This window comes from Actinomycetospora lemnae, from assembly GCF_028737315.1.
GTDB classification, from domain to species: domain Bacteria; phylum Actinomycetota; class Actinomycetes; order Mycobacteriales; family Pseudonocardiaceae; genus Actinomycetospora; species Actinomycetospora lemnae.
In genome coordinates, this window is the sequence record NZ_JAQZAO010000003.1 from 136,075 (window position 1) to 161,451 (window position 25,377).

The 25,377-nt window shown below is 74.5% G+C and carries 20 protein-coding genes, 1 tRNA gene and 1 other RNA gene; 17 read left to right on the forward strand and 5 right to left on the reverse strand.

Annotated features, from left to right (window positions below; all coding sequences use genetic code 11):
• Positions 1-29: 29 nt before the first annotated feature.
• Positions 30-626 (reverse strand): TetR/AcrR family transcriptional regulator, encoded by a 597-nt coding sequence (locus tag PGB27_RS07530; protein WP_274199749.1) that lies wholly within the window; start codon positions 624-626, stop codon positions 30-32.
• A 120-nt stretch (positions 627-746) separates the two neighbouring features.
• On the opposite strand from PGB27_RS07530, the gene PGB27_RS07535 reads away from it, so the two are divergent.
• From PGB27_RS07535 to PGB27_RS07615, 17 genes are all read left to right on the forward strand, one after another.
• Positions 747-1,481, forward strand: a complete 735-nt coding sequence (locus tag PGB27_RS07535; RefSeq protein ID WP_274199750.1) for an SDR family NAD(P)-dependent oxidoreductase — start codon at positions 747-749, stop codon at positions 1,479-1,481.
• Positions 1,482-1,578: 97 nt separating this feature from the next.
• Positions 1,579-3,717, forward strand: a complete 2,139-nt coding sequence (locus PGB27_RS07540; protein WP_274199751.1) for an elongation factor G — start codon at positions 1,579-1,581, stop codon at positions 3,715-3,717.
• 71 nt (positions 3,718-3,788) lie between these two features.
• Entirely contained in the window at positions 3,789-5,117 is a 1,329-nt protein-coding gene (locus PGB27_RS07545; protein WP_274199752.1) for an MFS transporter, read from the forward strand.
• Between the two features lie 65 nt (positions 5,118-5,182).
• A complete protein-coding gene (gene prfB, locus PGB27_RS07550; protein ID WP_274199753.1) occupies positions 5,183-6,298 on the forward strand; it encodes a peptide chain release factor 2 in 1,116 nt (371 codons plus the stop codon).
• Between the two features lie 58 nt (positions 6,299-6,356).
• The gene (ftsE, locus tag PGB27_RS07555; protein WP_274199754.1) at positions 6,357-7,046 is read left to right on the forward strand and encodes a cell division ATP-binding protein FtsE; all 690 of its coding nucleotides are present in this window, start codon (positions 6,357-6,359) and stop codon (positions 7,044-7,046) included.
• Positions 7,047-7,943 carry a permease-like cell division protein FtsX gene (ftsX, locus tag PGB27_RS07560; protein WP_274199755.1) on the forward strand — a complete coding sequence of 299 codons (897 nt, stop codon included), beginning with the start codon at positions 7,047-7,049 and terminating at the stop codon, positions 7,941-7,943. It begins immediately after the preceding gene.
• A 19-nt stretch (positions 7,944-7,962) separates the two neighbouring features.
• Positions 7,963-8,475, forward strand: coding sequence for an SsrA-binding protein SmpB (smpB, locus tag PGB27_RS07565; protein WP_274199756.1), 513 nt, complete (start codon positions 7,963-7,965; stop codon positions 8,473-8,475).
• Positions 8,475-9,401, forward strand: a complete 927-nt coding sequence (locus PGB27_RS07570; RefSeq protein WP_274199757.1) for an amidohydrolase family protein — start codon at positions 8,475-8,477, stop codon at positions 9,399-9,401. Before smpB ends, PGB27_RS07570 begins: the two co-directional genes overlap by 1 nt.
• Positions 9,402-9,456: 55 nt before the next feature.
• Positions 9,457-9,832: a transfer-messenger RNA gene (gene ssrA, locus PGB27_RS07575) on the forward strand.
• 184 nt (positions 9,833-10,016) lie between these two features.
• Complete coding sequence (locus tag PGB27_RS07580) at positions 10,017-12,908, forward strand: MFS transporter (protein ID WP_274199758.1); 2,892 nt, start codon at positions 10,017-10,019, stop codon at positions 12,906-12,908.
• Positions 12,905-14,500 carry a cryptochrome/photolyase family protein gene (locus PGB27_RS07585; RefSeq protein WP_274199759.1) on the forward strand — a complete coding sequence of 532 codons (1,596 nt, stop codon included), beginning with the start codon at positions 12,905-12,907 and terminating at the stop codon, positions 14,498-14,500. The genes PGB27_RS07580 and PGB27_RS07585 overlap by 4 nt, the downstream gene beginning before the upstream one ends.
• 141 nt (positions 14,501-14,641) lie before the next feature.
• Positions 14,642-14,714 (forward strand) — tRNA-Ala (locus PGB27_RS07590).
• A gap of 265 nt (positions 14,715-14,979) precedes the next feature.
• On the forward strand, positions 14,980-15,777 hold the full coding sequence (locus tag PGB27_RS07595) for a hemerythrin domain-containing protein (RefSeq protein ID WP_274199760.1): 798 nt from the start codon (positions 14,980-14,982) through the stop codon (positions 15,775-15,777).
• A gap of 166 nt (positions 15,778-15,943) precedes the next feature.
• Complete coding sequence (ctaD, locus tag PGB27_RS07600) at positions 15,944-17,701, forward strand: aa3-type cytochrome oxidase subunit I (RefSeq protein ID WP_274199761.1); 1,758 nt, start codon at positions 15,944-15,946, stop codon at positions 17,699-17,701.
• Between the two features lie 50 nt (positions 17,702-17,751).
• Entirely contained in the window at positions 17,752-19,008 is a 1,257-nt protein-coding gene (serB, locus tag PGB27_RS07605; protein ID WP_408630034.1) for a phosphoserine phosphatase SerB, read from the forward strand.
• 46 nt (positions 19,009-19,054) lie between these two features.
• Positions 19,055-19,861, forward strand: a complete 807-nt coding sequence (locus PGB27_RS07610; RefSeq protein WP_274199762.1) for an aminoacyl-tRNA hydrolase — start codon at positions 19,055-19,057, stop codon at positions 19,859-19,861.
• Positions 19,858-20,697, forward strand: a complete 840-nt coding sequence (locus PGB27_RS07615) for an ATP-grasp domain-containing protein (RefSeq protein ID WP_274199763.1) — start codon at positions 19,858-19,860, stop codon at positions 20,695-20,697. The genes PGB27_RS07610 and PGB27_RS07615 overlap by 4 nt, the downstream gene beginning before the upstream one ends.
• 60 nt (positions 20,698-20,757) lie before the next feature.
• Here PGB27_RS07615 and PGB27_RS07620 read toward each other — a convergent pair whose 3' ends face one another.
• The 4 genes from PGB27_RS07620 to PGB27_RS07635 all read right to left on the reverse strand — a co-directional run bounded on the left by PGB27_RS07620 (position 20,758) and on the right by PGB27_RS07635 (position 25,204).
• Positions 20,758-21,030: a hypothetical protein gene (locus tag PGB27_RS07620; protein WP_274199764.1), complete on the reverse strand. Its 273-nt coding sequence runs from the start codon at positions 21,028-21,030 to the stop codon at positions 20,758-20,760.
• 125 nt (positions 21,031-21,155) lie between these two features.
• Entirely contained in the window at positions 21,156-23,240 is a 2,085-nt protein-coding gene (locus PGB27_RS07625; RefSeq protein ID WP_408630035.1) for an ATP-dependent DNA helicase, read from the reverse strand.
• A 73-nt stretch (positions 23,241-23,313) separates the two neighbouring features.
• A complete protein-coding gene (locus PGB27_RS07630) occupies positions 23,314-23,883 on the reverse strand; it encodes an isochorismatase family protein (protein WP_274199765.1) in 570 nt (189 codons plus the stop codon).
• A gap of 85 nt (positions 23,884-23,968) precedes the next feature.
• The gene (locus tag PGB27_RS07635) at positions 23,969-25,204 is read right to left on the reverse strand and encodes a nicotinate phosphoribosyltransferase (protein WP_408630036.1); all 1,236 of its coding nucleotides are present in this window, start codon (positions 25,202-25,204) and stop codon (positions 23,969-23,971) included.
• Positions 25,205-25,377 lie beyond the last annotated feature (173 nt).

A 25,377-nucleotide genomic window follows, 5' to 3' on the forward strand; every position in this document is an offset into this window, starting at 1 on the left:
ACCGACCGAGGCGGTCGGGCCCGGGCGCGCTACCGCGACGGCGCGGGCAGCAACCGCGCCAGGGCCGACCGCGCCACCGCGGTGAGCTCCGCGAGGTCCATCCCGGTCCGGCCGAGCGCCACGACCCCGAGCTGGGCGGCGAGGACCGCGCGGGCGGTCTCGGCGGCGTCGGCGTCGGGGTCGACGTCGCCCTCGCGCTGTCCCCGCTCGAGCGCCTCGGTGAGGAGCGCCGTGATCGCGTCGTAGCTGCGGCGGGCCTCGGCCGCGACGTCCGGCGTGCTGGTGGCGAGCTCGGCGGTGCTGTTGGCGAGCAGGCAGCCCCGGCGGGCGGCGGCCCCGGTCGGGTCGCCGGCCACGCCGAGCACGAACTCGCGCACCATGTCGACCCCGCGGGGCGCGGCCTCCAGACGCTCGCGCAACCCGCGCAGGTTCGCGTCGTCGTACTCGCGCAGGACCCGCAGGAAGAGCCGGTGCTTGTCCCCGAAGGCCCCGTAGAGGCTGCCCTTGCCCAGCCCGCTCACGCGCAGCAGGTCGTCCATCGAGGTCGCCGCGTAGCCCCGGTCCCAGAACGCGTCGCGGACGGCGAGGACGACGCGGTCCTCGTCGAACTCCCGGGGGCGCGGCACGCCTCGACGATACGAGTTCTGGACCTGTCGGGCCAGAACTTCTCCGAAGATGTTGACCGTTCGGTCCAGATCGGCGAGGGTGTTCTGGACGGAACGGTCAACAACTAGGAGGTGGACGGCATGCCCGTCCTCGCGGACAAGGTCGCGGTGGTCACCGGGGGCAGCAGCGGGATCGGGCTCGCGATCGCGCGCGCCTTCCGCGACGAGGGCGCGACGGTGTTCATCACCGGCCGCCGGAAGGAGGCGCTCGACACCGCGGTCGCCGAGCTCGGCGAGGACGTGACGGCCGTGGTCTGCGACGTCGCCGTGCGCGCCGATCTCGAGGCCCTCTACGAGACCGTCCGCGAGCGGGCCGGTCACGTCGACGTCGTGGTCGCCAACGCCGGGATCGGCATCGACGCCGCGTTCGGCGCGGTGACCGAGGACCAGGTCGACGCCCAGTTCGCCACCAACGTCAGGGGGACGATCTTCACCGTCCAGGAGGCCCTGCCGCTGCTGCGGTCCGGGGCGTCGGTCATCGTCACCGGCTCGACCGCCGCGACCCGTCCGCAGCCCGGCCTCGAGGTCTACGCGGCGACGAAGGCCGCGGTGCACCACCTCGTCCGCGGCTGGGCCCACAGCTCGCGCCGGTACGGCTTCCGGGTCAACGTGCTCGCGCCGGGCATGGTCCCGACACCGGGCCTGCTCGACCTCGTCCCCGCGGAGGTCCGCGCGCAGGCCGAGGAGACGATCCCCCTGGGTCGGCACGGCACCCCCGAGGAGATCGCCGCCGCGGCCACCTTCCTGGCCTCGGACGCCGCGAGCTACGTCAACGGGTCCGTGCTCGCCGTCGACGGCGGCGTCGCGCAGGTCTGACAGCTCGTGCGGCCCGACCCCTTGTCGTGATCTCGGTCACTCCGGTGGACTGAGGGTGTCGACGCGACGACGGGTCGGGACTTGCGAGGTGGTCGTCATGGGCGGGAAGGCCGACAACGTGCGGAGAGGTCGGGGCGGGCGTGCGGAGGAGCTCGCGCCGGACGATCCGGCCGCCGTGCGCTCGGTCGCCGTGGTCGGACCCATGGCCGCGGGCAAGACGACCCTCGTCGAGGAGCTCCTCGCCGCGACGGGCGCGATCCCGCGGGCCGGCTCGGTCGCCGCGGGCACCACCGTGACGGACCACGACCCCGACGCGCGCCGCCAGCAGCGGTCGGTGGCGCCGTCCGTCGCGTCGCTGGTCCACCGCGACGTCAAGATCAACCTGATCGACACCCCGGGCTGCCCGGACTTCCTCGGCGAGGTCCGTGCGGGCCTGCGCGCGGCGGACGCCGTGCTCTTCGTCGTCGGGACCGCGGACGCCGCCGACGGCGTGGCCGCCCCGACGTCGGCGCTGCTCGCCGAGTGCCGCCGCGCCGGCCTGCCCGCCGTCCTGGTGCTCAGCCGCCTCGACCACGCCCGCGCCGACGTGGACGCCGCGCTCGCCACGTGCCGCGAGGTGGCCGCCGGGTCGGGCGAGGTGCTCGTCCCCGTGACGCGGTCGGAGCGCGGCGCCGACGGGTCGGTCACCGTCCACCCGCTGCTGGCCGGCGACGACCCCACGGCCGAGGAGACGGACGACCTGCGTCGCGAGCTCGTCGAGGCCCTCATCGAGCAGAGCGAGGACGAGGCGCTGCTCGACGCGTGGATCGGCGGCGAGCCGGTCGCGCTCGACGCCCTGCGCGCCGACCTCGCCACGGCCGTCGCGCGGCGGTCCCTCGTGCCCGTGGCCGGCGTGTGCGCCCCGACCGGCGCCGGGCTGGACGCCCTGCTCGACCTCGTCGTCGACGCCGTGCCGCCGCCGACCGCGCACCCGCCGCTGCCCGCGCACGCCCCCGACGGCGCCGGGCACGCCCCCGTCGACCCCGATCCCGACGGCCCGCTGGTCGCCGAGGTCGTGCACACCGGCACCGACGCGCAGGGCAGCCGCGTCTCGCTCGTGCGCGTGTTCTCCGGACGGCTGCGCCCCGACACCGCCCTGACCGTGTGCGCCGACCCGCTGCGCATCCCCGCCCCGCGCGACGGCGCCCACGACGCCGACCCGGGCGGCACCGCCGGCGAGGTGCGCACGGGGGCCGAGACCGTGCGCGTCAACCGGGTCTACGCCCCGCTGGGGGCGACGCTGCGCGAGGTGCCGTGGTGCGTCGCCGGGGACCTCTGCGCGCTGACCCGTCTCGGGCCGGTGGGCACCGGCGACACGCTGTGCGGTGCCGAGGACCCCGTCGGGCTCGACGGCTGGGAGCTGCCCGAGGCGCTGCTGCCGGTCGCGGTCACCGCCGACCGCTCGGCCCAGGACGCCATGGCCCGCGGGCTCGCGCGCCTGGCCGCCACCGAGACCACGCTGCGCGTCGAGCGCAACGAGGACACCCACCAGGTCGTGCTGTGGTGCACCGGCGAGGCGCACGCCGACGTCGTCCTCGCGCGCCTGCGGGCGTCGGGGGCGAGCGTCGAGGTCACCGACGTCGCCGTCCCCGAGCGCGAGACGGTCGCCGGGCCCGCCACCGGGCTCGGCCGCCACGTCAAGCAGTCCGGCGGGCACGGGCAGTTCGCCGTGTGCCGGATCGAGATCGAGCCGCTGCCGCGCGGGTCGGGCGTCGAGTTCGTCGACAAGATCGTCGGCGGCGTGATCCCGCGCGCCTACATCCCGGGCGTCGAGAAGGGTGTGCGCGCCCAGCTCGAGGCCGGGGTGACGCCGGGGCGCCCGGTGGTGGACGTGCGCGTCACGCTCGTGGACGGCAAGGCCCACAGCGTCGACTCCTCGGACCAGGCGTTCCAGACCGCGGGGTCGCTCGCGATCAAGGAGGCGGTCGCCGCCGCGGGCACGGTGGTCATGGAGCGGCTCTACGAGGTCGAGGTCACCGTCGACGACGCCCAGCTCGGCGCCGTGCTCGGCGACCTCGCGTCCCGGCACGGGCGCGTGGTGGGCACCGAGCCGGGCGCGCCCGGCACCACCGTCGTGCGCGCCGAGGTGCCCGAGCAGGCGCTGCTGCGCTACCCGGTGGACCTGCGGGCGCTGACGTCGGGGACCGCGAGCTTCACGCGCCGCTTCAGCCGCTACGAGCCGGTCGCCAAGGTCTGACCGGCCTCGTCCCTTCCCCGGTGCCGGTGCGCCTGGCTACGGTCCGGCGCACCGACACCAGGGAGCCCGCGATGACGCAGACCCCACAGAGCCGGTCCACGACCGAGCCGAGCCCGACCGCCGTGCGGCGGGTGGCGCTGGCGAGCCTCGTCGGCACCACCATCGAGTGGTACGACTTCTTCATCTACGCCAGCGCGGCCGGGCTGGTGTTCAGCCAGCTGTTCTTCACCGCGCTCGACCCCAGCACGGCGCTGCTCGCCTCCTTCGCGACCATCGGCGTCAGCTTCATCGCGCGCCCGCTGGGCGGGATCGTCGCGGGCCACCTCGGCGACAGGCTCGGGCGCAAGGGCATGCTCGTCGCCACCCTGCTGATCATGGGGTTGTCGACGGTGGGTGTCGGCCTCCTGCCGACCTACGCGGCGATCGGCGTGGCCGCGCCGATCCTGCTGCTGGTGCTGCGCCTGCTGCAGGGCCTGTCGGCCGGCGGCGAGTGGGGCGGCGCGGCGCTCATGGCCGTCGAGCACGCCCCACCCGGGCGCCGCGGCTTCTTCGGCACCTACCCGCAGGTGGGCGTGCCGATCGGCCTGATCCTCGCCAACCTCGTGTTCCTCCTGGTGTCGACGTCGACCAGCCGCGAGCAGTTCCTGGCGTGGGGCTGGCGCATCCCGTTCCTGCTCTCGATCGTGCTGGTGTTCGTCGGGCTGTTCGTGCGCGCCCGGGTGGACGAGAGCCCGGTGTTCACCCAGCTGCGCGAGCAGCGCGCCCGCCGCTCCGCGCCGATGCTCGCGGTGCTGCGCGACCAGCCGCGTGCGCTGCTCGTCGCGATCGGCCTGTTCATCGCGAACAACATGATCGGCTACCTGCTCATCGCCTTCATCACCTCGTACGGCACCCGGGTCCTCGGGCTGCCGAGCTCGACGATGCTCGCGGTCGGGATCGCCGGCGCGGTCGTCTGGGGCGTGGCGATCGTGTGGAGCGGGTCGTGGTCGGACCGGGTGGGCCGGCGCCGGGTCTACCTCGTCGGGACGATCCTGCTGCTCGTCTGGTCGTTCCCGTTCTTCCTGCTCCTGGACACGGCGTCGCTGCCGTGGATGGTGCTCGCGGTGGCCGTGCTCGGCGTCGGGCTGGGCCTGACCTACGGCCCGCAGGCCGCCGCCTACGCCGAGCTCTTCCCCGCGCCCGTGCGCTACAGCGGTGCCTCGTTCGCCTACGCCGTCGGCGCGGTGCTCGGCGGCGGGTTCGCCCCGCTCGTGGCCCAGGCGCTCATCGGCGCGACGGGGACCTCGCTGTCGGTCTCGGTGTACATGGTCGTCGTCTGCCTCATCACGCTCGCCGCCGTGCTCGCGCTGCGCGAGGGGGCGGCGGCGGAGCGCGAGGCGTTCGTCGTCGGGAGCCCGTAGGGGGCCGGGCCGCCCCCGCCGCGGCGTGTCGGAGGGCCGGGCCGCGGGGCGATTACGCTGGGGGAGTGGACGACGCGACCGCGACCGAGCTGAAGGACCTCGCCGCTTCCCTCGACAGCGTCGAGGCGGCGATGGACCTCGAGGGTCTGCGGCGCGAGGTGGCGGAGCTCGAGCAGCAGGTCGCGGCCCCCGACCTGTGGGACGACGTCGAGACCGCGCAGAAGCTGACCAGCGCGTTCACCCACAAGCAGGCCGACCTCAAGCGGGCCGAGTCGCTGCGCTCGCGGCTCGACGACCTCGGCACGCTCTACGAGATGGCCGACGAGGAGTCGGGCCAGGACTCGACCGACCTGCGGGCCGAGGCGGACAGCGAGCGCGCGGCGCTCAAGACCGACGTCGACGCCTTCGAGGTCCGCACGCTGCTCTCCGGCGAGTACGACGAGCGCGACGCGCTGGTCACCGTCCGGGCCGAGGCCGGCGGCGTCGACGCCGCCGACTTCGCCGAGATGCTCATGCGCATGTACCTGCGCTGGGCCGAGCGCCACGGCTACCCCACCGAGGTCTACGACACCTCCTACGCCGAGGAGGCCGGCATCAAGTCGGCCACGTTCAAGGTCACGGCGCCCTACGCCTACGGGACGCTCTCGGTGGAGCAGGGCACCCACCGCCTGGTGCGGATCTCGCCGTTCGACAACCAGGGCCGCCGGCAGACGAGCTTCGCGGGCGTCGAGGTCGCCCCCGTCGTCGAGTCCACCGACCACGTGGAGATCGACGAGAAGGACCTGCGCGTCGACGTCTACCGCTCGTCGGGTCCCGGCGGGCAGGGCGTCAACACCACCGACTCGGCGGTGCGCCTGACCCACCTGCCCACCGGCATCGTCGTGAGCTGCCAGAACGAGCGCAGCCAGCTGCAGAACAAGGCCACCGCCATGACGGTGCTCGCCGCGAAGCTGCTCGAGCGCCGTCGCGCCGAGGAGCGGGCGATGCTCGACTCGCTCAAGGACTCCGGCTCGAGCTGGGGCAACCAGATGCGCTCGTACGTCCTGCACCCGTACCAGATGGTCAAGGACCTGCGGACCAACCACGAGACGTCGCAGACCTCGCAGGTGCTCGACGGGTTCATCGACGACTTCCTCGACGCCGGCATCCGGTGGCGCAAGCAGAACGAAGCCGCCGCGTAGCGGCACGTCGACACCGCCGCGTCGGGGAGATCATCACCGCTCAGTAGCATCCCGGGCCGTGATCCGGCTGGAGAACGTCTCGAAGGTCTACGCGACGTCGACGCGGCCGGCCCTCGACGACGTGACCATGGACGTCGAGCGGGGCGAGTTCGTCTTCCTCATCGGTCCCTCCGGGTCGGGCAAGTCGACGCTGCTGCGGCTCCTGCTGCGCGAGGACGTCCCGAGCCGGGGCACCGTCTGGGTGGCCAACTGGAACGTCGGCCGGCTCGCCCGCCGCCGCGTGCCGCGCCTGCGCCAGCGCATGGGCTGCGTGTTCCAGGACTTCCGTCTGCTGCCCAACAAGACCGTCGCCGAGAACGTCGCCTTCGCCCTCGAGGTGATCGGCAAGCCGCGGCACACCATCCGCACGGTGGTCCCCGAGGTGCTCGACATGGTCGACCTCGGCGGCAAGGCCGACCGGATGCCCTCGGAGCTCTCGGGTGGCGAGGCCCAGCGGGTGGCGATCGCACGGGCGTTCGTCAACCGGCCGCTGGTGCTGCTGGCCGACGAGCCCACGGGCAACCTCGACCCGGAGACGGCCACCGGGATCATGACGCTGCTCGAGCGGATCAACCGGACCGGCACGACGGTGCTCATGGCGACCCACGACCGCCAGATCGTCGACAGCGCGCGTCGCCGGGTGGTGGAGCTGTCGTCCGGCCGGCTGGCTCGCGACGACCACCACGGGGTCTACGGGGTGGCCAGGTAGATGCTCTTCGTCTGGCGCGAGGCCCTCGTCGGGCTGCGGCGCAACCTGACGATGACCCTCGCGATGGTCATCACCACCGCGATCTCGCTGGGCCTGCTCGGCGCCGGCCTGCTCGCGGTGCGCACGATCGACCGCACCGAGGACCTCTACTACTCGCTCATCGCCGTCCAGGTCGCCCTCGACGAGCCGACGAGCGCCGAGGACCCGGACTGCTCGAGCCCCCTGTGCCGCGACCTGCGCGCCGAGCTCGAGGCCGACCCGCTGGTCGCGTCCGTCGACTACGAGAGCCGGGAGGCCGCGTTCGCGCGCTTCCAACGGATCTACGCCGGCCAGTCGATCCTCCAGCTCGTGCGCCCGCAGAGCCTGCCGGCGACGCTGCGGGTGACGATGGCCGACCCGCTGCGGGGCGGCGAGATCGTCGACCGGTTCACCGGCCGGCCGGGGGTGCGCAACGTCGTCGACCAGCGGGCCACGGTCGCCGACCTCTTCTCGTTCCTCGGCAGCGTGCGCAACGCGACGTTCGGGCTGGCGATCGTGCAGGCCCTCGCCGCGGTGCTGCTGATCTCGAACACCATCCAGCTCTCGGCGTTCACCCGGCGCACCGAGGTCGGGATCATGCGCCTCGTCGGCGCCACCCGCTGGTACACGCAGGTGCCGTTCCTCATCGAGGCGGTGGTCACCGGCGTGGTCGGGGCGGTGCTCGCGACGGCCGGGCTGGTTGCCGGCAAGGTGTTCTTCCTCGACAACCTGCTGTCCGGGAGGCTCCTGGCCAACACGATCCCGCCGATCGGGATGACCGACGTGCTCGGATACGTTGGACCGGTACTGGTGGTGGTCGGCGCGGTGATCGCCACCGCCACGGGGTACGTGACGTTGAGGCTCTACGTCAGGTCGTAGGCGCGAGGGAGGTGCTGGGATGGCGAAGACGAAGTCGGCGCCGGCGAAGGCCAGCAGTAACCGTCCCGAGGAGCGGCGCAAGGTCGTCGCGACCAACCGCAAGGCCAAGTACGACTACCAGATCCTCGACGTCTACGAGGCCGGCATCGCGCTGCAGGGCACCGAGGTCAAGAGCCTGCGCGCCGGGCACGTGTCGCTGAACGACGCGTTCGCCACCGTCACCGACGGCGAGGTGTGGCTGCGCGGCCTGCACATCCAGGAGTACGACTTCGGCTCCTGGACCAACCACGAGCCGCGGCGCGCGCGCAAGCTGCTGCTGCACCGCTCCGAGATCGCGCGGCTCGTCGGCAAGACCCGCGAGACCGGGCACACGCTGGTGCCGCTCTCGCTCTACTTCAGTGGCGGCCTGTGCAAGGTCGAGCTCGCGCTCGCGCGCGGCAAGGCCAAGCACGACAAGCGCGAGGCCATGGCCGAGCGCGACGCGAAGCGCGAGGCCGAGCGGGTCGTGGGGCGGCGGATCAAGGGCTGGTGATGGCCGGTCCGCTGCGCGACCCGCTGGCCTCGCCGCCGGTGGACGACGCCGACGTGCCCGCCTGGGTGGCGGCGACCGGGGTCGCCGGCCTCGTGGACATCCACGTCCACTTCCTGCCCGACCGGATGCTGCAGAAGGTCTGGGCGTTCTTCGACGAGGCCGAGCAGAACTACGGGATGGCCTGGCCCATCCACTACCGGGAGCCCGAGCAGACGCGCCTGGACCTGCTGCGCGGGTTCGGGGTGCGGACGTTCGCGCCGCTGGTGTACCCGCACAAGCCGGGCATGGCGGCGTGGCTGACGTCGTGGTCGCTGGAGTGGGCCGCGGAGGTGCCCGAGGCGGTGCCGACCGCGACCCTCTACCCGGAGGAGTCGGTGACGACCTACCTCGGCGACGCGCTCGCCGCGGGTGCGCGGGCGGTGAAGGCCCACGTCCAGGTCGGCGACTACGACCCCCGCGACCCGCTGCTCGACGCCGCGTGGGGCCTCATCGCGGAGGCCGGCGTGCCGGTGATCACCCACTGCGGGGACGGGCCGCGTCAGGGCACCTGGACGGGGATGGACGTCTTCGCCGAGGTGCTCGAGCGCCACCCCCGGCTCACCGCCGTGATCGCCCACGCCGGCCTGCCGGAGTACGACACGACGCTGCGGCTGCTCGAGCGGTTCCCGAACGTGCACCTCGACACGACGATGGTCGGCACGCCGTTCACGGAGTCGTTCGCGCCGGTGCCCGCCGACTGGCCCGCGCGGCTGGTCGACGTCGCCGACCGCGTCGTGCTCGGCACCGACTTCCCGAACATCCCGTACGCCTACCACCAGCAGCTCGCCGCGATCGCCGGGTGGGCCGCCGCGGACGACCGCCTCGGCACGGCGTTCCTGCGCGGGGTCCTGCACGACACCCCGGCGCGGCTGCTGGGGACGGGATGAAACGGGCCGGGGTCCGCGTTATGATCGATGGCCGTCCGCACCGCGCGGGCGCCGAGGGGGTGACTGGTTTCGACTCCGAGTGGTTCATCAGGAGAAGCGTGCCGAGGAAGGCGACGATGATCTCGTTAACCATGCGTCGCGATGAATTAAGCGCCGAGAGTTCTCAGCGCGACTTCCAGCTCGCTGCCTGACAGCGAGTAGGGAAGTCTGTCGGCCCGGGTTCGTCATCGGCCCGGTCGCCGGCATCAGCTAGATGACTCCACCGGCGGGCTCGGTCACGGAGCCCGTCGGGACACCGCACAGTGACTGGGATCGTCACACCGGCCCGTCCGCAGGACCGGTGGATCCGAGCAGAGACGACGCGGACTGCGCACGGAGAAGTCCTGATTGCTGATCGGAGGACCCGGGTTCGATTCCCGGCACCTCCACCGGTGGGAGACCGACGGGCCGGGGAGCACACGCTCCCCGGCCCGTCGTCGTCCGGGCGGTCGGCCTCGTCCTTTCGGCCGATCGGCTCTGTCCGGTAGGCCGGTCGACTCAGCGTGAGGGTGAGCGCTACCGTTGATGTCCGGTGCTCACTCGTCCGGAGGAGCACGAGGACGAGGGAGGTGCGCCGTGGCCACGGAGCCCGACGACGCGCCCCCGTCCGCCCCGGACGACGGTCCCCCGCCCGAGACGCCCGGTGGCGCTGCGTGGCCGGGAGCGCCCGGCGCGGTGGACGCCGCGACCCGCGGCCTCGACGCCGTGCTCGGCCGCGAGGTCGCGATGGTCACGCTGCCCCCGGTGCGCGGCGACGACCTCGTCGTGCGCACCGAGCAGGTCCGCCGCCTGGCCGCGCTGCACCACGCCCACCTCGTCGAGGTCTTCGACGTCGACGGGCTGGCCGAGGACACCGAGAGCACGCTCGTCCTGCAGAGCGTCACCGGCCGCGGGCTGGAGCCCGCCGCGGATCTCGCCCGCTGGTCGCCGCTCGCGGTCGCCGAGATCGGCGCGCAGGTCGCCTCCGCGCTCGCGCACGCCCATGGCCGCGGGGTGGTGCACGGCCACATCGGGCCGGCGAGCGTCGTCGTCGGCGGCACCCCGGGTGCGCCGTACGCCTGGCTCACCGGCTTCACCGCGGCCCTGCACCCGGCGCCGGTCGCGAGCCCGGACACCGGCGAGGCCCCGGCCCTCGAGCCGGGCGAGCCCACCGCGATCGTCACCCCCGCCCTGCCGCGCCCGGACGACGACGTCGCCGACCTCGGCCACGCCCTGGCCCTCGTCCTCGACCCCGAGGCGCCCGCCGCGCCCGCGCTGCACGACGCGCTCGCGGCGATGACCGCGGGGCAGGTCACGGCACGCGCGGCCGCCGAGTCCCTCGCCCGCGTCGCCGAGGCGCTGCGCCACGTCGACGAGGACGAGACCAGCGTCGTCGCCCTGCCCGCGGCCCTGCTCGCGTCGTCGCGCCCGTCGGCGCCCACGCCGGTCGGGGAGCCCGCGGCGGCGTCGTCGCCCGCGGCGTCCCCGGAGCCGGTGCTCGCGGCCGCGACCGCGGCCCCGCGCGGCGCCCGCCGGCGCCGGCGGGGTGCGGGCCTGCGCGTCGCCGCCCTCGGGGGCGCGGTGCTGGCCGTCGCGGCGGCTTCCGGGTTCGTCCTCTGGTCCGGCGAGCACCCCGGCACCCCGCGCGAGGCGGGCCTGTCCGACCGCAGCACCCCGGCCGCGCCCGCGTCCGGGCCGGTGGCGGTGGCTCCGCCGGCGCCCCGACCGGCCGCGACCAGCCGGTGTCGCGGGACGGCTCCGACGGCTCGGACGACGCGAGCGGCGCGGACGAGACCACCGTCCGGGACACGACCTCTCCGAGCCCGATCACCAGCGACGTCACGACGCTGCCCGGACCGACGGGCCCGTCGGTGCCGGTCGCGCCGACCGTGCCGCCGACCGTGCCGCCGACGGTGCCGCCAACGGTGCCGCCCACCACGGTCCCGCCGACCACGGTGCCCACCGGCCCCACCACCGGGCCCACCACCGGCCCCACCACCGGGCCGACGACGGGCCCGACCGGGCCGACCACCACGACGACCGCGCCGACCGCGCCCCGCGGCGCCACGCTCGCCGCGCCCTGATCGGCGGCAGCCCCGCCGGGACGCCCACGAGGACGGGGCACTGATCACGCGCCCCTCCCGGGCGGCACCGCCGGGGGAGGGGCAGACTGGCGGGCGGCCGCCGACACACCGAGCGCGAGGGAGCCCCCGAGCAGGAATGGGTGCCGCACCGCAGCGGGACCGCACGCCCGACGGGCCCCCCGACCCCCCGGAGCGTGCGCGCCTGCCCTGGGAGGTCTGGGCGCTGCTGGCGGGCAGCTTCCTCGTCGCCGCCGGCTACGGGATCGTCGCCCCGGCCCTGCCCGTGTTCGCCAGCAGCTTCGGCGTCGGGGTCACCGCGGCCTCGGCCGTGGTCAGCGCCCTGCCCGTCATGCGGCTGCTCTTCGCGCCGGTGTCGGGGCGGCTCGTCGCCCGCACCGGCGAGCGCACGATGTACCTCACCGGCCTGCTCGTCGTCGCGGCCTCCACCGGGGCGTGCGCGCTCGCGACGAGCTACGTCCAGCTCCTCGTCTTCCGCGGGCTCGGCGGCATCGGCTCGACGATGTTCACCGTCTCCGCGTTCTCCCTGATGTTCCGGCTCGCGCCCGAGGGCCGTCGCGGGCAGGCCAGCGGCCTGTTCACCGGCGCGTTCCTGCTCGGCGGCGTCACCGGGCCCGCGTTCGGCGGCGCCCTGGTGGCCGTCGACCTCCGCGCGCCGTTCGTCGTCTACGCCCTCGCCCTGGTCGCGGCGACCATCGTGGTCGGGGCGCTGCTCGCACGCTCCCGCCAGGTCGGGGTGCGCCGCGACGGCACGCAGGAGGCGCCGCTGACCCTCGGGGCCGCGCTGCGCCTGCCGAAGTACCGCGCGGCGCTCGTCTCGAGCCTCGCGACCGGGTGGGCCGTGCAGGGCGTGCGGGTCGCGCTCGTGCCGCTGTTCGTCGCCGTCGCGCTCGGGCGCGAGCCGCTGTGGGCCGGGATCGCGCTGACGGTCTTCGCCGTCGGGGACGGCCTCGTCCTGCTCGCCACCAGCGGGCTGTCGGACCGGCGCGGGCGCCGCCCGGTGGTCGTCGCCGGCCTGGCGCTGGTCACCCTCGGCACCGGGTCGATCGCGCTGGCCCAGGTGTCCGGCGCCCCGGGGCTCGCGATCCTCCTCGGCGCCTCCGCGATCGCGGGCGCGGGCGCCGGGCTGCTCCAGCCGGCCCAGGGCGCCGCGGTCGCCGACCTCGTCGGGTCGCGGCGCAGCGGCGGGCCCGCGCTGTCGGGGTTCCAGATGGCCGCCGACGTCGGCGCCATCGTCGGCCCGATCGCGGCCGGCGCGCTCGCCGAGCGCGCGTCGTTCCCGGCCGCCTTCGTGCTCAGCGCCGCGGTCGCCCTCGTGGCCCTGGTCGTGTGGGCGCGACTGGGCCGCGGTTCGGTCCCCGAGGAGGCGGGCACCCGCGCCGCATGAGCCGACGCGGCACCAGCGTCCCCGCGGGTGTCGAGGACACCTACACCGAAGCGGTCGACCAGGCCCTGGAGGACGCGGGCGCCGAGCACGACGCGCCGCTGTGGGTGTTCGGCGACCAGCTGGGCCCCGCCGTGCACGGCCTGCCCCAGCACGCCGAGCGCGAGGTCGTCCTCGTCGAGTCGGCGGGCGTGCTGCGCCGGCGCCGCTACCACCGGCAGAAGCTGCACCTCGTGCTCTCGGGCATGCGCCACCTCGACGCGGACCTCGGCGACCGCGCCACGTACCACCGCACCGAGGGCTACCGCGAGGCGTTGGAGAAGGTCGGGCGCCCGGTCGTCGTGCACCAGCCGACCTCGCACACCGCGGTCGAGTTCGTCGAGCGCCTGCAGGCCGACGGCCTCGTCGCCGCGGTGCTGCCGCCGACGACGTTCGCCCGCCCGCGGGCCGAGTTCACCGCCTGGGCGGGCGACGAGGACTCGTTCACGATGGAGAACTTCTACCGCAACCAGCGCCGGCGCTTCGACGTGCTCATGGAGGGCGAGAGCCCCGTGGGCGGCCGGTGGAACCTCGACCACGACAACCGCGAGCCCCCACCGAGAGCCGCGAAGAAGGGTGACCGCGCGACCCTCGGGGTGCCCGACCCGTGGTGGCCCACCGAGGACGAGATCGACGAGCAGGTCCGCCGCGACCTCGACGCGGCCACGGAGAAGGGGGACCTGCTCACCGTCGGCGTCGACGGGCCCCGGCTGTTCGCCGTCACCCCGGACGAGGCCCGGCAGGCCCTGACCCGGTTCGTCGAGCACCGCCTCGACCCGTTCGGGCCGCACGAGGACGCGATCCTGTCCGGCGACCCGTGGATGGCGCACTCGCTGCTCTCGGTGCCCCAGAACCTCGGCGTGCTGCACCCGCTCGAGGCCGTCCACGCCGCCGAGCAGGCCTACCACGACGGCACCGCGCGCCTGAACTCCGTCGAGGGCTTCGTGCGCCAGATCCTCGGTTGGCGCGAGTACATCTGGCACCTGTACTGGCACTTCGGCAAGGGCTACACGCAGCGCAACGAGATGGACCACCGCACGGCCCTGCCGACCTGGTGGACCGAGCTCGACGGCGACGCCGTCACCGCCGCGTGCCTGTCGGAGACGCTGGGCGGCGTGCGCGACCGCGGCTGGGTGCACCACATCCCGCGCCTCATGGTGCTCGGCAACCACGCCCTGCAGCGCGAGTACCGCCCGAGCGCGCTGTCCGAGTGGTTCACGACGTCGTTCGTCGACGGGTTCGCCTGGGTGATGCCGCCCAACGTCGTCGGCATGAGCCAGCACGCCGACGGCGGGAAGCTCGCCACCAAGCCGTACGCGTCGGGCGGCGCCTACATCAACAAGATGTCCGACCACTGCGGCGACTGCGCCTTCGACCCCAAGGTGCGCGTGGGGGAGAAGGCGTGCCCCTTCACGGCCGGCTACTGGCAGTTCGTGCACCGGCACCAGGCCCTGCTGCGCGGCAACCAGCGCACGGCCCGCGCGGTGGCCACGATGGACCGGCTCTCCGACCTCGACGCGGTGCTCGAACAGGAGCACGGCCGCCGCGATTTCTAGTCCGTCGCGCCCAGGAGATGCGGCCGTCAGCGCTCCTTCGTCGCGCCACCGACCGATCTCCGGCGCGTCCTGCACGGTCCCCCTGGTGGGGACCCCCCGGCGTCGGTCGCCGGCCACCGGCGTGTAACGTTGCGTCGCGTTGGGGCTGTGGCGCAGCTGGTAGCGCATCACACTGGCAGTGTGAGGGTCAGGGGTTCGAGTCCCCTCAGCTCCACCCGACAGACGAGGCCCGCCTCCACCGACGATCGTCGGCGAGGTACGGGCCTCGTCGGCGTTCCGGGCCCGGTTGCTCGTCACGGACGCCGAGGTCCTGTCCCGGCCGGGCCGAGGCCCGGCGACCTGTTCGTCGGCCGCCGCGATCGGGTATCGCGACGGGCGTCACGCGCAGGTCCGAGCCGAATCCGTCGCCGCCTCGCGCCCACCACGCCGCGGCACGCCGTCTCGCGCTGCGCGGCGCCCCGATGGCCCGGGAGGCCCTCGTGACGACCTCCATCGCCCAGCAGGACGACGCCGCCCTCGGCGGGCCGGTGAGCATCCTGACCCTCCAGCGCCGCGACCACGTCCGGCTCGACCACCTCATGGACCGCTCCCGCGCGACGCTCGCCACCGGCGGTCGCGAGCACGAGGTGGCCCTGCGGGCGCTGGCCCGCCTGGTGTTCACCCACGCCTTCGCCGAGGAGGCCGTGCTCTTCCCCGCGGCGCGCCGCGTGCTGCCCGAGGGCGACCCCCTGAGCCTGCACATCGAGCAGGAGCACCAGGAGGTCGACGAGCTGGTGGCCCGGCTCGACCGGTCCGACGCGCGTGACCCCGAGCACGCCGAGCTCATGGAGCGCGCCTTCGCCGCTCTCGACGAGGACGTGCGCAGCGAGGAGGACGAGCTCCTGCCGCGCCTGCAGGAGGAGCTCTCGCCGTGGCAGCTGCGCCTGCTCGGGCTCCAGTGGGGCCTGCTGCGGCTGACGTCGCCGACGCGTCCGCACCCCGTGGTGTCCCGGCGGCCGCCGGGCCAGGTCCTCTCGGCGCTGCCACTGACGGTGCTCGACCGCGCCCGCGACCGGTTCCAGCAGGTCGGCGAGCTGCTCGGCGGGCGCGGCGCCGGCGCGCTGCGGGTCGTCGACGACGCCCTGGCCGGCGCGGCGGGGGCCGTGGAGCGGCTGCCGATCATCCGCACCGGGGAACGCCCGGAGACCTCGCGGGGCCCGGCCCCCGACCGCGAGCGGTCGGACGACGTGGCGCCGGTGAGCCACCCGGACGAGACCCGCACCGTGCGTCCGGGCTGAGCGCCGGGGCGTCGCGCGTGGCCCCCGGCTGGTCTACGACGAGACGTCGTGGGAGGGTCCACCCGGCGAGCCGGGGTGCCGCGCGGCGGTTACGATCCTGGCGTCCGCACGCGCGGCCGATCGGGCCGCCGGGGTGGAGGAGACGCATCGTGAGCAGGAGGCCCTCGTGACCGCCGTCGCACCCAAGCCGATCGCGACCACGCCGTACCCGGCGCGGGAGTCGAAGCGCGGGTCGGTCGTCGGGCGGATGCTCAAGACGACGGACCCGAAGGACATCGCGATCCTGTACCTGATCACGTCGTTCGGGTTCTTCCTGATCGGCGGGCTCATGGCGCTGCTGATGCGCGCCGAGCTGGCGCAGCCGGGGCTGCAGATCCTGTCGGTGGACCAGTACAACCAGCTGTTCACCATGCACGGCACGATCATGCTGCTGCTCTACGCGACGCCGATCCTGTTCGGTTTCGCCAACTACATCGTGCCGCTGCAGATCGGGGCGCCGGACGTGGCGTTCCCGCGGCTGAACGCCTTCTCGTACTGGCTGTTCCTCTTCGGCGGCATCATCGTCATCTCCGGGTTCTTCACCCCGGACGGCGCGGCCGCCTTCGGCTGGTTCGCCTACACGCCGCTCTCGGACGTCGTGCACTCGCCGGGCCTCGGCGCCGACGTCTGGATCGTCGGCCTCGTCGTCTCCGGTCTCGGCACCATCCTCGGTGGCGTCAACTTCGTGACGACCATCGTCTGCATGCGCGCCCCGGGCATGACGATGTTCCGGATGCCGATCTTCACGTGGAACATCCTCGTGACGGTCGTGCTCGTGCTGCTCGCCTTCCCGATCCTCACCGCGGCGCTGCTCGGCCTCGCCGCCGACCGCCACCTCGACGCGCAGCTCTTCGCGCCCGAGCACGGCGGCGTGATCCTGTGGCAGCACCTGTTCTGGTTCTTCGGGCACCCCGAGGTCTACATCGTGGCGCTGCCCTTCTTCGGCATCGTCACCGAGATCTTCCCGGTGTTCAGCCGCAAGCCGATCTTCGGCTACAAGACGCTGATCTACGCGACGCTGTCGATCGCGGCGCTGTCGGTGGCGGTCTGGGCCCACCACATGTACGCCACGGGCGCGATCCTGCTGCCGTTCTTCGCCTTCACGACCTTCCTCATCGCCGTGCCGACCGGCATCAAGTTCTTCAACTGGATCGGCACGATGTGGCGCGGCCAGCTGACCTTCGAGACGCCGATGCTGTTCTCGATCGGCTTCCTGGTGACGTTCCTGTTCGGTGGCCTCACCGGCGTGCTGCTCGCCAGCCCGCCGCTGGACTTCCACGTGTCCGACTCGTACTTCGTGGTGGCGCACTTCCACTACGTGCTGTTCGGCACGATCGTGTTCGCCACCTACGCCGGCATCTACTTCTGGTTCCCGAAGATGACCGGCCGGATGATGGACGAGCGGATCGGCAAGTTCCACTTCTGGCTGACGTTCATCGGGTTCCACATGACGTTCCTGGTGCAGCACTGGCTGGGCAACGAGGGCATGCCGCGCCGCTACGCGGACTACGCGGCGACGGACGGGTTCACCACGCTGAACACGATCTCGACGATCGGCGCGTTCATCCTGGGCGCCTCGACCCTGCCCTTCCTGTGGAACGCGTTCCACAGCTGGCGCTACGGCCGCCCGGTGGAGGTCGACGACCCGTGGGGTCACGGCAACTCGCTGGAGTGGGCGACGTCGTGCCCGCCGCCGCGGCACAACTTCACCGAGCTGCCGCGCATCCGCTCCGAGCGGCCCGCGTTCGAGCTGCACTACCCGCACCTCACCGAGCGCATCCGCCTCGAGGCCCACGTCGGGTCCGGGCACTCCAGCATCGGTGAGGCCGCGGCGGGGCAGACAGGCCAGGAGCACATCCCCGGCTCCGACCCCCGGAACAAGTGAGCCGCGCGGTCCCCGACGACCCGTCCGAGGGCGAGATCCCGGCGCTCGTGCTGACCGAGCCCGGCTCGCCCGCGACGCCCGACGTCGAGCCCGACCCGGTGCCGGTCCTCGTGACCGTCACCGGGCCGGACTTCCCGGGCGTCAACGCGGCGCTGTTCGCCGTGCTGGCCGAGCACGACGCGGCCATGCTCGACGTGCAGCAGGCGACCATCCACCGGCGGATCACGCTGTCGGCGCTGGTCACCCTGCCCGGCGACCCGGCGCGGCTGCAGGCGGCGCTGGAGCTGACCATGCCGTCGCTCGGCCTGTCGGTGAGCGTGGAGACCGGCGGCGACGCCTCGGCCGTGCACCCGTTCTCGACCCACGTCGTGCTGGTGCTCGGGCGCCCGATCACCGCGGCGAACTTCGCCGAGGTCGCGCGCGGGCTCGCCGCGCTGCGCGTCAACATCGACCGGGTGCGGCGGATCGCCGACTACCCGGTGACCGGCCTCGAGCTGCGGGTCTCGATGCCGTCGCTCAACCCGCCGAGCGACACCGCGCTGCGCCAGGCCCTGGCCGCCGCCGGGCGTCGGGCGCGCTGCGACATCGCGGTGCAGCGGGTCGGGCTCGCCCAGCGGGCCAAGCGGCTCATCGTGTTCGACGTCGACTCGACGCTCATCCAGGGCGAGGTCATCGAGATGCTCGCCGCCCGCGCGGGCTGCGAGGACGAGGTCCGCGCGATCACCGAGGCGGCGATGCGCGGCGAGATCGAGTTCGCGGAGTCGCTGCACAAGCGCGTCGGGACCCTCGCCGGCCTGCCCGTCAGCGCGCTCGACGAGGTGGCCGCGGAGCTCGAGCTGACGCCCGGAGCGCGCACCACCGTGCGCACGCTCAAGCGTCTGGGCTACCGCTGCGGCGTCGTCTCCGGCGGGTTCTCGACGATCATCGACCGCCTCGTCGACGACCTGGGCCTCGACTTCTCGGCGGCCAACGAGCTCGAGATCGTCGACGGCCGGCTCACCGGCCGCGTGCTCGGCACCGTGATCGACCGCGCGGGCAAGGCGGAGGCGCTGCGGCGCTTCGCCGACGAGGCCGAGGTGCCGCTGGAGCAGACGGTGGCCGTGGGCGACGGCGCCAACGACCTCGACATGCTCGCCGCGGCGGGGCTCGGTGTGGCGTTCAACGCCAAGCCGGTGGTGGCGGCGGCCGCCGACACCGCGCTGTCCTACCCGTACCTGGACGCGGTGCTGTTCATCCTCGGCGTCACGCGGGACGAGATCGAGCACGCCGACGCGGCCGAGGGGCTCCTGCGCCGGGTGCCTCTGTGAGCTCCGCCCGCGCGGGCGCCTGACCGTGCCGGAGCACGGACAGGCGTTGAGTCCTGCCCTCGGCCCGCTCGCCGCGCGCGTCGCGCCGTGGCTGGTCGAGGGGCCGGTGCCCTCGGGCTCCGACGACGGGGAGCCGGCCGACGGCGTCGTGCGGGCGATGACGCTGGTCCTGCGCCTGGAGCGCGAGGGCCCGACGCGCACGTCCGTGCTGGAGGCCGCGGCGTCCGCGGCGCTCGCGCTGTGCCTCGACGAGCGCGCCGCCCCGGACGGCCCCTGGTACGACGCCGTCGCCGCGTGGGCCGGGGCCGGGCGCATCCGCAAGCTCTCGCGGCGGGCGCGGACGGCGCACTGGCGCGCGGTGCAGGAGATCGAGGGCGTGACGGTCGACGAGCTGGTGCGGGCGCTGGTGCCGGGGCCCGTCGACGAGGTTCCCCACGAGGTGCGGCGCCTGCAGATCGGGGGCACCGACCTGCCCGCCGACGAGCCCGGTCCGCCCGCCGCGGACCGGCCGGTGATCTGGCTGAGCCCGGAGGTCGAGCAGACCGTCGGCAAGGCCGCGGCCCAGGTCGGACACGCCAGCATGATCCTCGCGACGGTGCTCGCGGCCGAGGGCGGCGACCCCGCCGCGGCCCTGCGGTGCTCGGTGCGCCCCGCGTCCCGGGAGGCCTGGGCCGGCTGGGTGCGCGCGCTCGACGCCGACCCGAGCGGCCGCGCGGCGTGGGAGGAGCACGGCGTCGTGCCGGTGCGCGACGCCGGGTTCACCGAGGTCGCGCCGGGGACGGTGACCTGCCTGGCCGAGCGTGGGCAGACCGAGCGCAGCGGAGCTCGGACGGGTCGGTGGGAGACCGCGTGACCCGGGTCCTCGTCGCCGGCTCCCGGGTGCGCAGCGAGCGCTCCGACGCCGAGACCCGCCCGCTGCTCGCCGCGCTCGCGGCCCGGGCCGTCGACGCCGTGGACGTCGCGTGGGACGACGACGCCGTCGACTGGGCGGACGCCGACCTCGTGACCGTGCGCACGACGTGGGACTACACCGAGCGCCGCGACGACTTCCTCGCCTGGGCGGAGCGGGTCGCGGCCGTCACGCGGCTGGTGAACCCCCTGCCCGTGCTGCGCTGGAACAGTCACAAGCGCTACCTGGTGGAGCTGGCCGGCGCGGGCGTCCCGACGGTCCCGACGACCCTGCTGGAGCGCGGCGCGGCGGTGCCCGACGACCTGGGGTCCGGGCCCCTCGTCGTCAAGCCCGCGGTGTCGGCGGGCGGCCGCGGCACGCACCTCGGCCGGCCCGACGACCTGCACGGCACCGTCGCCGACCTCCTCGCCGACGGCGACGTCCTCGTCCAGCCCGCGGTCGACAGCATCGGCCGCGACGGCGAGGTGTCGCTCGTGCAGATCGGCGGGACGTGGTCGCACGCGGTGCGCAAGGTCCCCGCGGCCGGCCGCTTCCTCGTGCACGAGAAGCACGGCGGGCGCCTCGACGACCACACGCCCACCGACCGCGAGGTGGCGGTGGCCGACGCGGCCCTCGCCGCCGCGCCGGTGACCGTGCCCGTGGCCCGCGTCGACCTCGTCCGCCTCGACGGCGAGCCGGCGGTCATGGAGCTCGAGCTGATCGAGCCCGAACTCTTCCTCCGCCGCGCCCCCGCCGCCCCCGACCGCCTCGCCGACGCCCTCCTCGCGACCCTGCCCTGACACACGGGTGTGTCAGCCTGGCGTCCACGCTGGCACTGGACGTCAGGAAAGGCCCCACGATCACGAGGCGCGCGGGCTGATGTCCAGGCGCGCGATCCGTCCCTCATCGCCGAGGTCGACGGTGTAGTGCAGCTCCACCGGGCTGCCGGGGAAGTCGCCGGCGATGACGACGTCCGCCTCCGCGCCGTCGCCCGTCGGCTCGGCGCGCAGCAGGGTGTACGCGACGTCGGGCACGTCGCGGCGCCAGGCGCGCAGCTCGTCGTGCCCCCGGTGGGGGCGCACCACGACATCGACGTCACCTACGGCGAGCTCGGCGCCCACCTCGTCGAACACGCGCTGCTCGTCGACGGCCCGGTACAGGAGACCTACCTCGTCGGCCCCCGCGACACCGCCGACCCGACGCGCTGGCGCACCGAGATCGGCCGCCAGGTGTTCCGGACGGGTGAGCCCGCCCGCCCTCAGGCGCCCCGCAACCGCTCCAGCGCCCCGCGCACGACGGCCGGGTCCTGCGTCGTCCAGAACGGCGGCAGGGACCCGCGCAGGAAGCCGCCGTACTGCTTGGTCGCGACGCGGGAGTCGAGCAGGGCGACGACGCCCCGGTCACCGGTGCCGCGCAGCAGCCGCCCAGCGCCCTGGGCGAGCAGCAGCGCCGCGTGCGTCGCCGACACCGTCAGGAAGCCGTTGCCACCCCGCGCGTCGACGGCGCGCTGGCGGGCGGACACGAGGGGGTCGTCCGGGCGGGGGAACGGGATGCGGTCGATCATGACGAGCTGCAGCGACTCGCCCGGCACGTCCACGCCCTGCCACAGCGACAGCGTCCCGAACAGCACGCTCTCCACGTCGGCGGCGAACTTCGTGACCAGCGTGCCGGTGGAGTCGTCGCCCTGGCAGAGCACGGTGCCGTCCCAGCGTCCCCGCAGGTCCTCGGCGGCCTGCTTCGCCGCGCGCATCGACGAGAACAGCCCCAGCGCCCGCCCGCCGGCGGCCCGCACGAGGCCCTCGATCTCGTCGAGCATCGCCGGGGACAGGCCGTCGCGCCCGGGCGGCGGCAGGTGACGGGCGACGTAGAGGATGCCGGCCTTCGCGTGCGCGAACGGCGAGCCGACGTCGAGGCCGTGCCAGACGAGGTTGGTGGCCGGGTCGTTGCCGTGAGCGGAGCCGTCGTCGGGGATCGGCTCGGTGATCTCCCGCGAGCTCCCGACGGGCAGGCCCCACTGCCGGGCCAGGGCGTCGAACGACCCGCCCAGCGCGAGCGTCGCCGACGTCAGCACGATCGTCGACCGGCCGAACAGCCGCGACGCCAGCAGGCCCGCCACCGACAGCGGCGCGACGTGCAGCGCGCGGACGGTGGTCGAGTTCCGTTCGGTCTCCGAGCACCACACCACGTCGGGGCGCGTCGCCGGGTCCTCGCGGTCGAACGCGGTGAGCAGGCGCCCGGCGACGTCGTGGACCTCCTCGACCAGCGCCAGCGCGAACTTCCGCGCGGTGGCGTCGTCGTCGCGGCCCTTGTCGCGGTCCGGGCCGAGCGCCTGGCGGCACGCCCACGCCCGGTCGCGGATCGACGAGAGCATCCGCGCGACGCCCTCCGGCAGGTGCTCCCACCGGCCGGGGACGACGTCCTCGAGCACCGTGCCGAGGCCCTCGCCCGCGTCGAGCAGGGCGTCGGAGATCGCCTGGTCGACGAGCTTGCCGCAGCGGCGGGCGGCGGCCGTGACGGTGGCGGAGGTCAGCTCGCCGGTGGCGACGGAGGTGACCCGGTCGACGAGGTTGTGGGCCTCGTCGACGACCACGACGTCGTGGTCGGGGAGCACGGCGCGGCCGTCGATCGCATCGATGGCGAGCATGGCGTGGTTGGTGACGACGATGTCCGCGGCGCCGGCGGCGTGCCGGGCGTGCTCGGAGAAGCAGTCCTCGGCGACCGGGCACCGCGCCGCCCCCAGGCACTCCCGGGCCGAGACCGACACCTGGCGCCAGGCGCGGTCGGTGACGCCGGGGACGAGCTCGTCGCGGTCGCCGGTCGTGGTCTTCTCGGCCCACTCGTGCAGGCGCGTGACCTGCCGCCCGAGCGCCGAGACCTGGAACGGGTCGAACAGCTGCTCGTCGACCGGGTCCTCGGCCTGCGCGCTGCTCTGGATCTTGTGGAGGCACAGATAGTTGGCGCGGCCCTTGAGGATCGCGAACGTCGGGGCCCGGCCGAGCTCGGGCTCGAGAGCCTTGGCGAGGCGGGGGAGGTCGCGGTCGACGAGCTGGGTCTGCAGCGCGATGGTCGCCGTCGCGACGATGACGGCCTGCTCGCCCTCCAGCGCGTGGCGCACCGCGGGCACGAGGTAGGCCAGGGACTTGCCCGTGCCCGTGCCCGCCTGCACCGCCAGGTGCTCGCCCGTGCGCAGCGCGCGCTCCACCGCCGCGGCCATCTGCTGCTGGCCCTCGCGCTCCGTGCCGCCCAGCGCCGAGACCGCCGCCGCGAGCAGCTCGGCCACCGGGGGCGGTGTGCCGCCGCCGGCGCTGGAGCTCCGCTGCGCTTCGTGCCGCGGCCCGGCGATCGTGTCCGTGCTCGCGTCTCCCACGACGGTTCAGACTACGAGGAGGCCCGATCGGTTCCCTCGGGCGCGCCGGTCAGTGCGGCGACCCCGTGAGCGTGACCCCGGCACCGGCCATCTCCTCCTGCGCGCGTGCGGTGGTCCGGGGGAGGACACCGGCCGTGAGGTCGAGGCGCACGTGCGTGGCGAAGCCGGCGCGCACGGCGTCGAGGGCGGTGGCGCGCACGCAGTGGTCGGTGGCGATGCCGACGATCTCGACGGCGTCGACGTCGCGCTCGCGCAGCCAGTCGGCCAGGAGCTGCCCGTCGGTGTCGCGGCCCTCGAACGCCGAGTAGGACGCCTCGAACCGGCCCTTCGAGAACACCTCCTCGAGGCGGTGGACGTCGAGGTCGGGGTGGAACGCGGCGCCGGGGTGCCCGACGCGGCAGTGCGGGGGCCAGGTGTCGACGTAGTCCGGCGTCGACGAGAAGTGGTCGCCCGGGTCCTCGTGGTAGTCACGGCTCGCGACGACGTGGGCGTAGCGCGCCCGCTCGCGCCCGAGGTGGTGGGAGATGGCGGCGGCCACCGCTGCGCCGCCGTCGACACCCATCGAGCCGCCCTCGCAGAAGTCGAGCTGCACGTCCACGACGATGAGTGCGGTCGTCATGCCCCGAGCCTACGAGCGCCGTGCCCAGTGATCGAAGTACCGATACGGACACTCAACGTCTGCGACGGCACTTCGCTGACACGGCTCAGGGCACCTGGGTCGTCGGGATCGCCGGCTCGCCGCGGGAGAGCTTGAGGCCCTCCCAGGGCACGGCGACGAGGCCGCGGCGCAGGTGCTCGCGGGACTCGTCGAGGGTCGGCAGCTCGCCCGCCGGCTCGCCCTTGACCAGCAGCGGGACGGGGACGACGCGGTCGTGCTCGCCGATCTCGACCTCGGCGTCGAGCCGGTGCACGACCTCCTCGACGGCGGTGCCGGTCGGCTTGTGCCGGCGCACCGCGGACTTCGCCCCGCCGCGCGACTCCTTCGACGAGCTGCGCTTGGCGACGGGCCGCCCGTCGACCTCGACGAGCTTGTAGACCATGCCCGCGGCCGGGGCGCCCGACCCCGTGACCACCGAGGTGCCGACCCCGTACGCGTCGACCGGCTCGGCGCGCAGCGCGGCGATGGCGTACTCGTCGAGGTCGCCGGAGATGACCACGCGGGTGCCCGTCGCGCCGAGCGCGTCGAGCTGGGCGCGGGCGCGCTGGGCGAGGACGCCGACGTCGCCGGAGTCGATGCGCACCGCGCCGAGCCCGGTGCCCGCGACCTCGACGGCGGTCGCGATGCCCTGGGTGATGTCGTAGGTGTCGACGAGCAGCGTGGTGCCGACGCCCAGCGCGTCGACCTGGGCCCGGAACGCCTCCGCCTCGCTGTCGTGGAGCAGCGTGAACGCGTGCGCGCTGGTGCCGGTGGTCGGGACGCCGAAGCGGCGGTGGGCCTCGAGGTTCGAGGTCGCGGCGAACCCGGCGAGGTACGCGGCGCGCGCCGAGGCGACCGCGGCCTCCTCGTGGGTGCGCCGCGAGCCCATCTCGATCAGCGGGCGGCCGTTGGCGGCGGTGGTCATGCGCGCGGCGGCCGAGGCGACCGCGCAGTCGTGGTTGAGCACCGAGAGCACGAGGGTCTCGAGCAGCACGCACTCGGCGAAGGTCCCGGTCACGGAGAGCACGGGGGAGCCGGGGAAGTAGAGCTCGCCCTCGGGGTAGCCGATGATGTCGCCGGAGAAGCGGTGGCCCGACAGGTACTCGGCCACCCGGTCGCGCACGCCCGCGTCGCACAGGACGTCGATCTCGGCCTGGTCGAACGTGAACCGCGACAGCGCCTCCAGCAGACGTGGGATGCCCGCCACGACGCCGTAGCGCCGCCCGTGCGGCAGGCTGCGCGCGAACACCTCGAAGGTGCACCGGCGCTGCGCCGTGCCGTCGGCGAGGGCGGCGTCGAGCATCGTGAGCTCGTACTGGTCGGTGAGGAGCGCGGTGCTCGGCCCCGGTGAGGTCACACGGACCACAGTAGGGGTCGCGCGGGTCCGCCCGCCCCCGTGCGGGTCGCGCCGCCGAGGTGTCACGATGGAGGCATGTACTCGGCCTCCGGCGCGGCAGCTCGGCTGCGCTCCGTGCC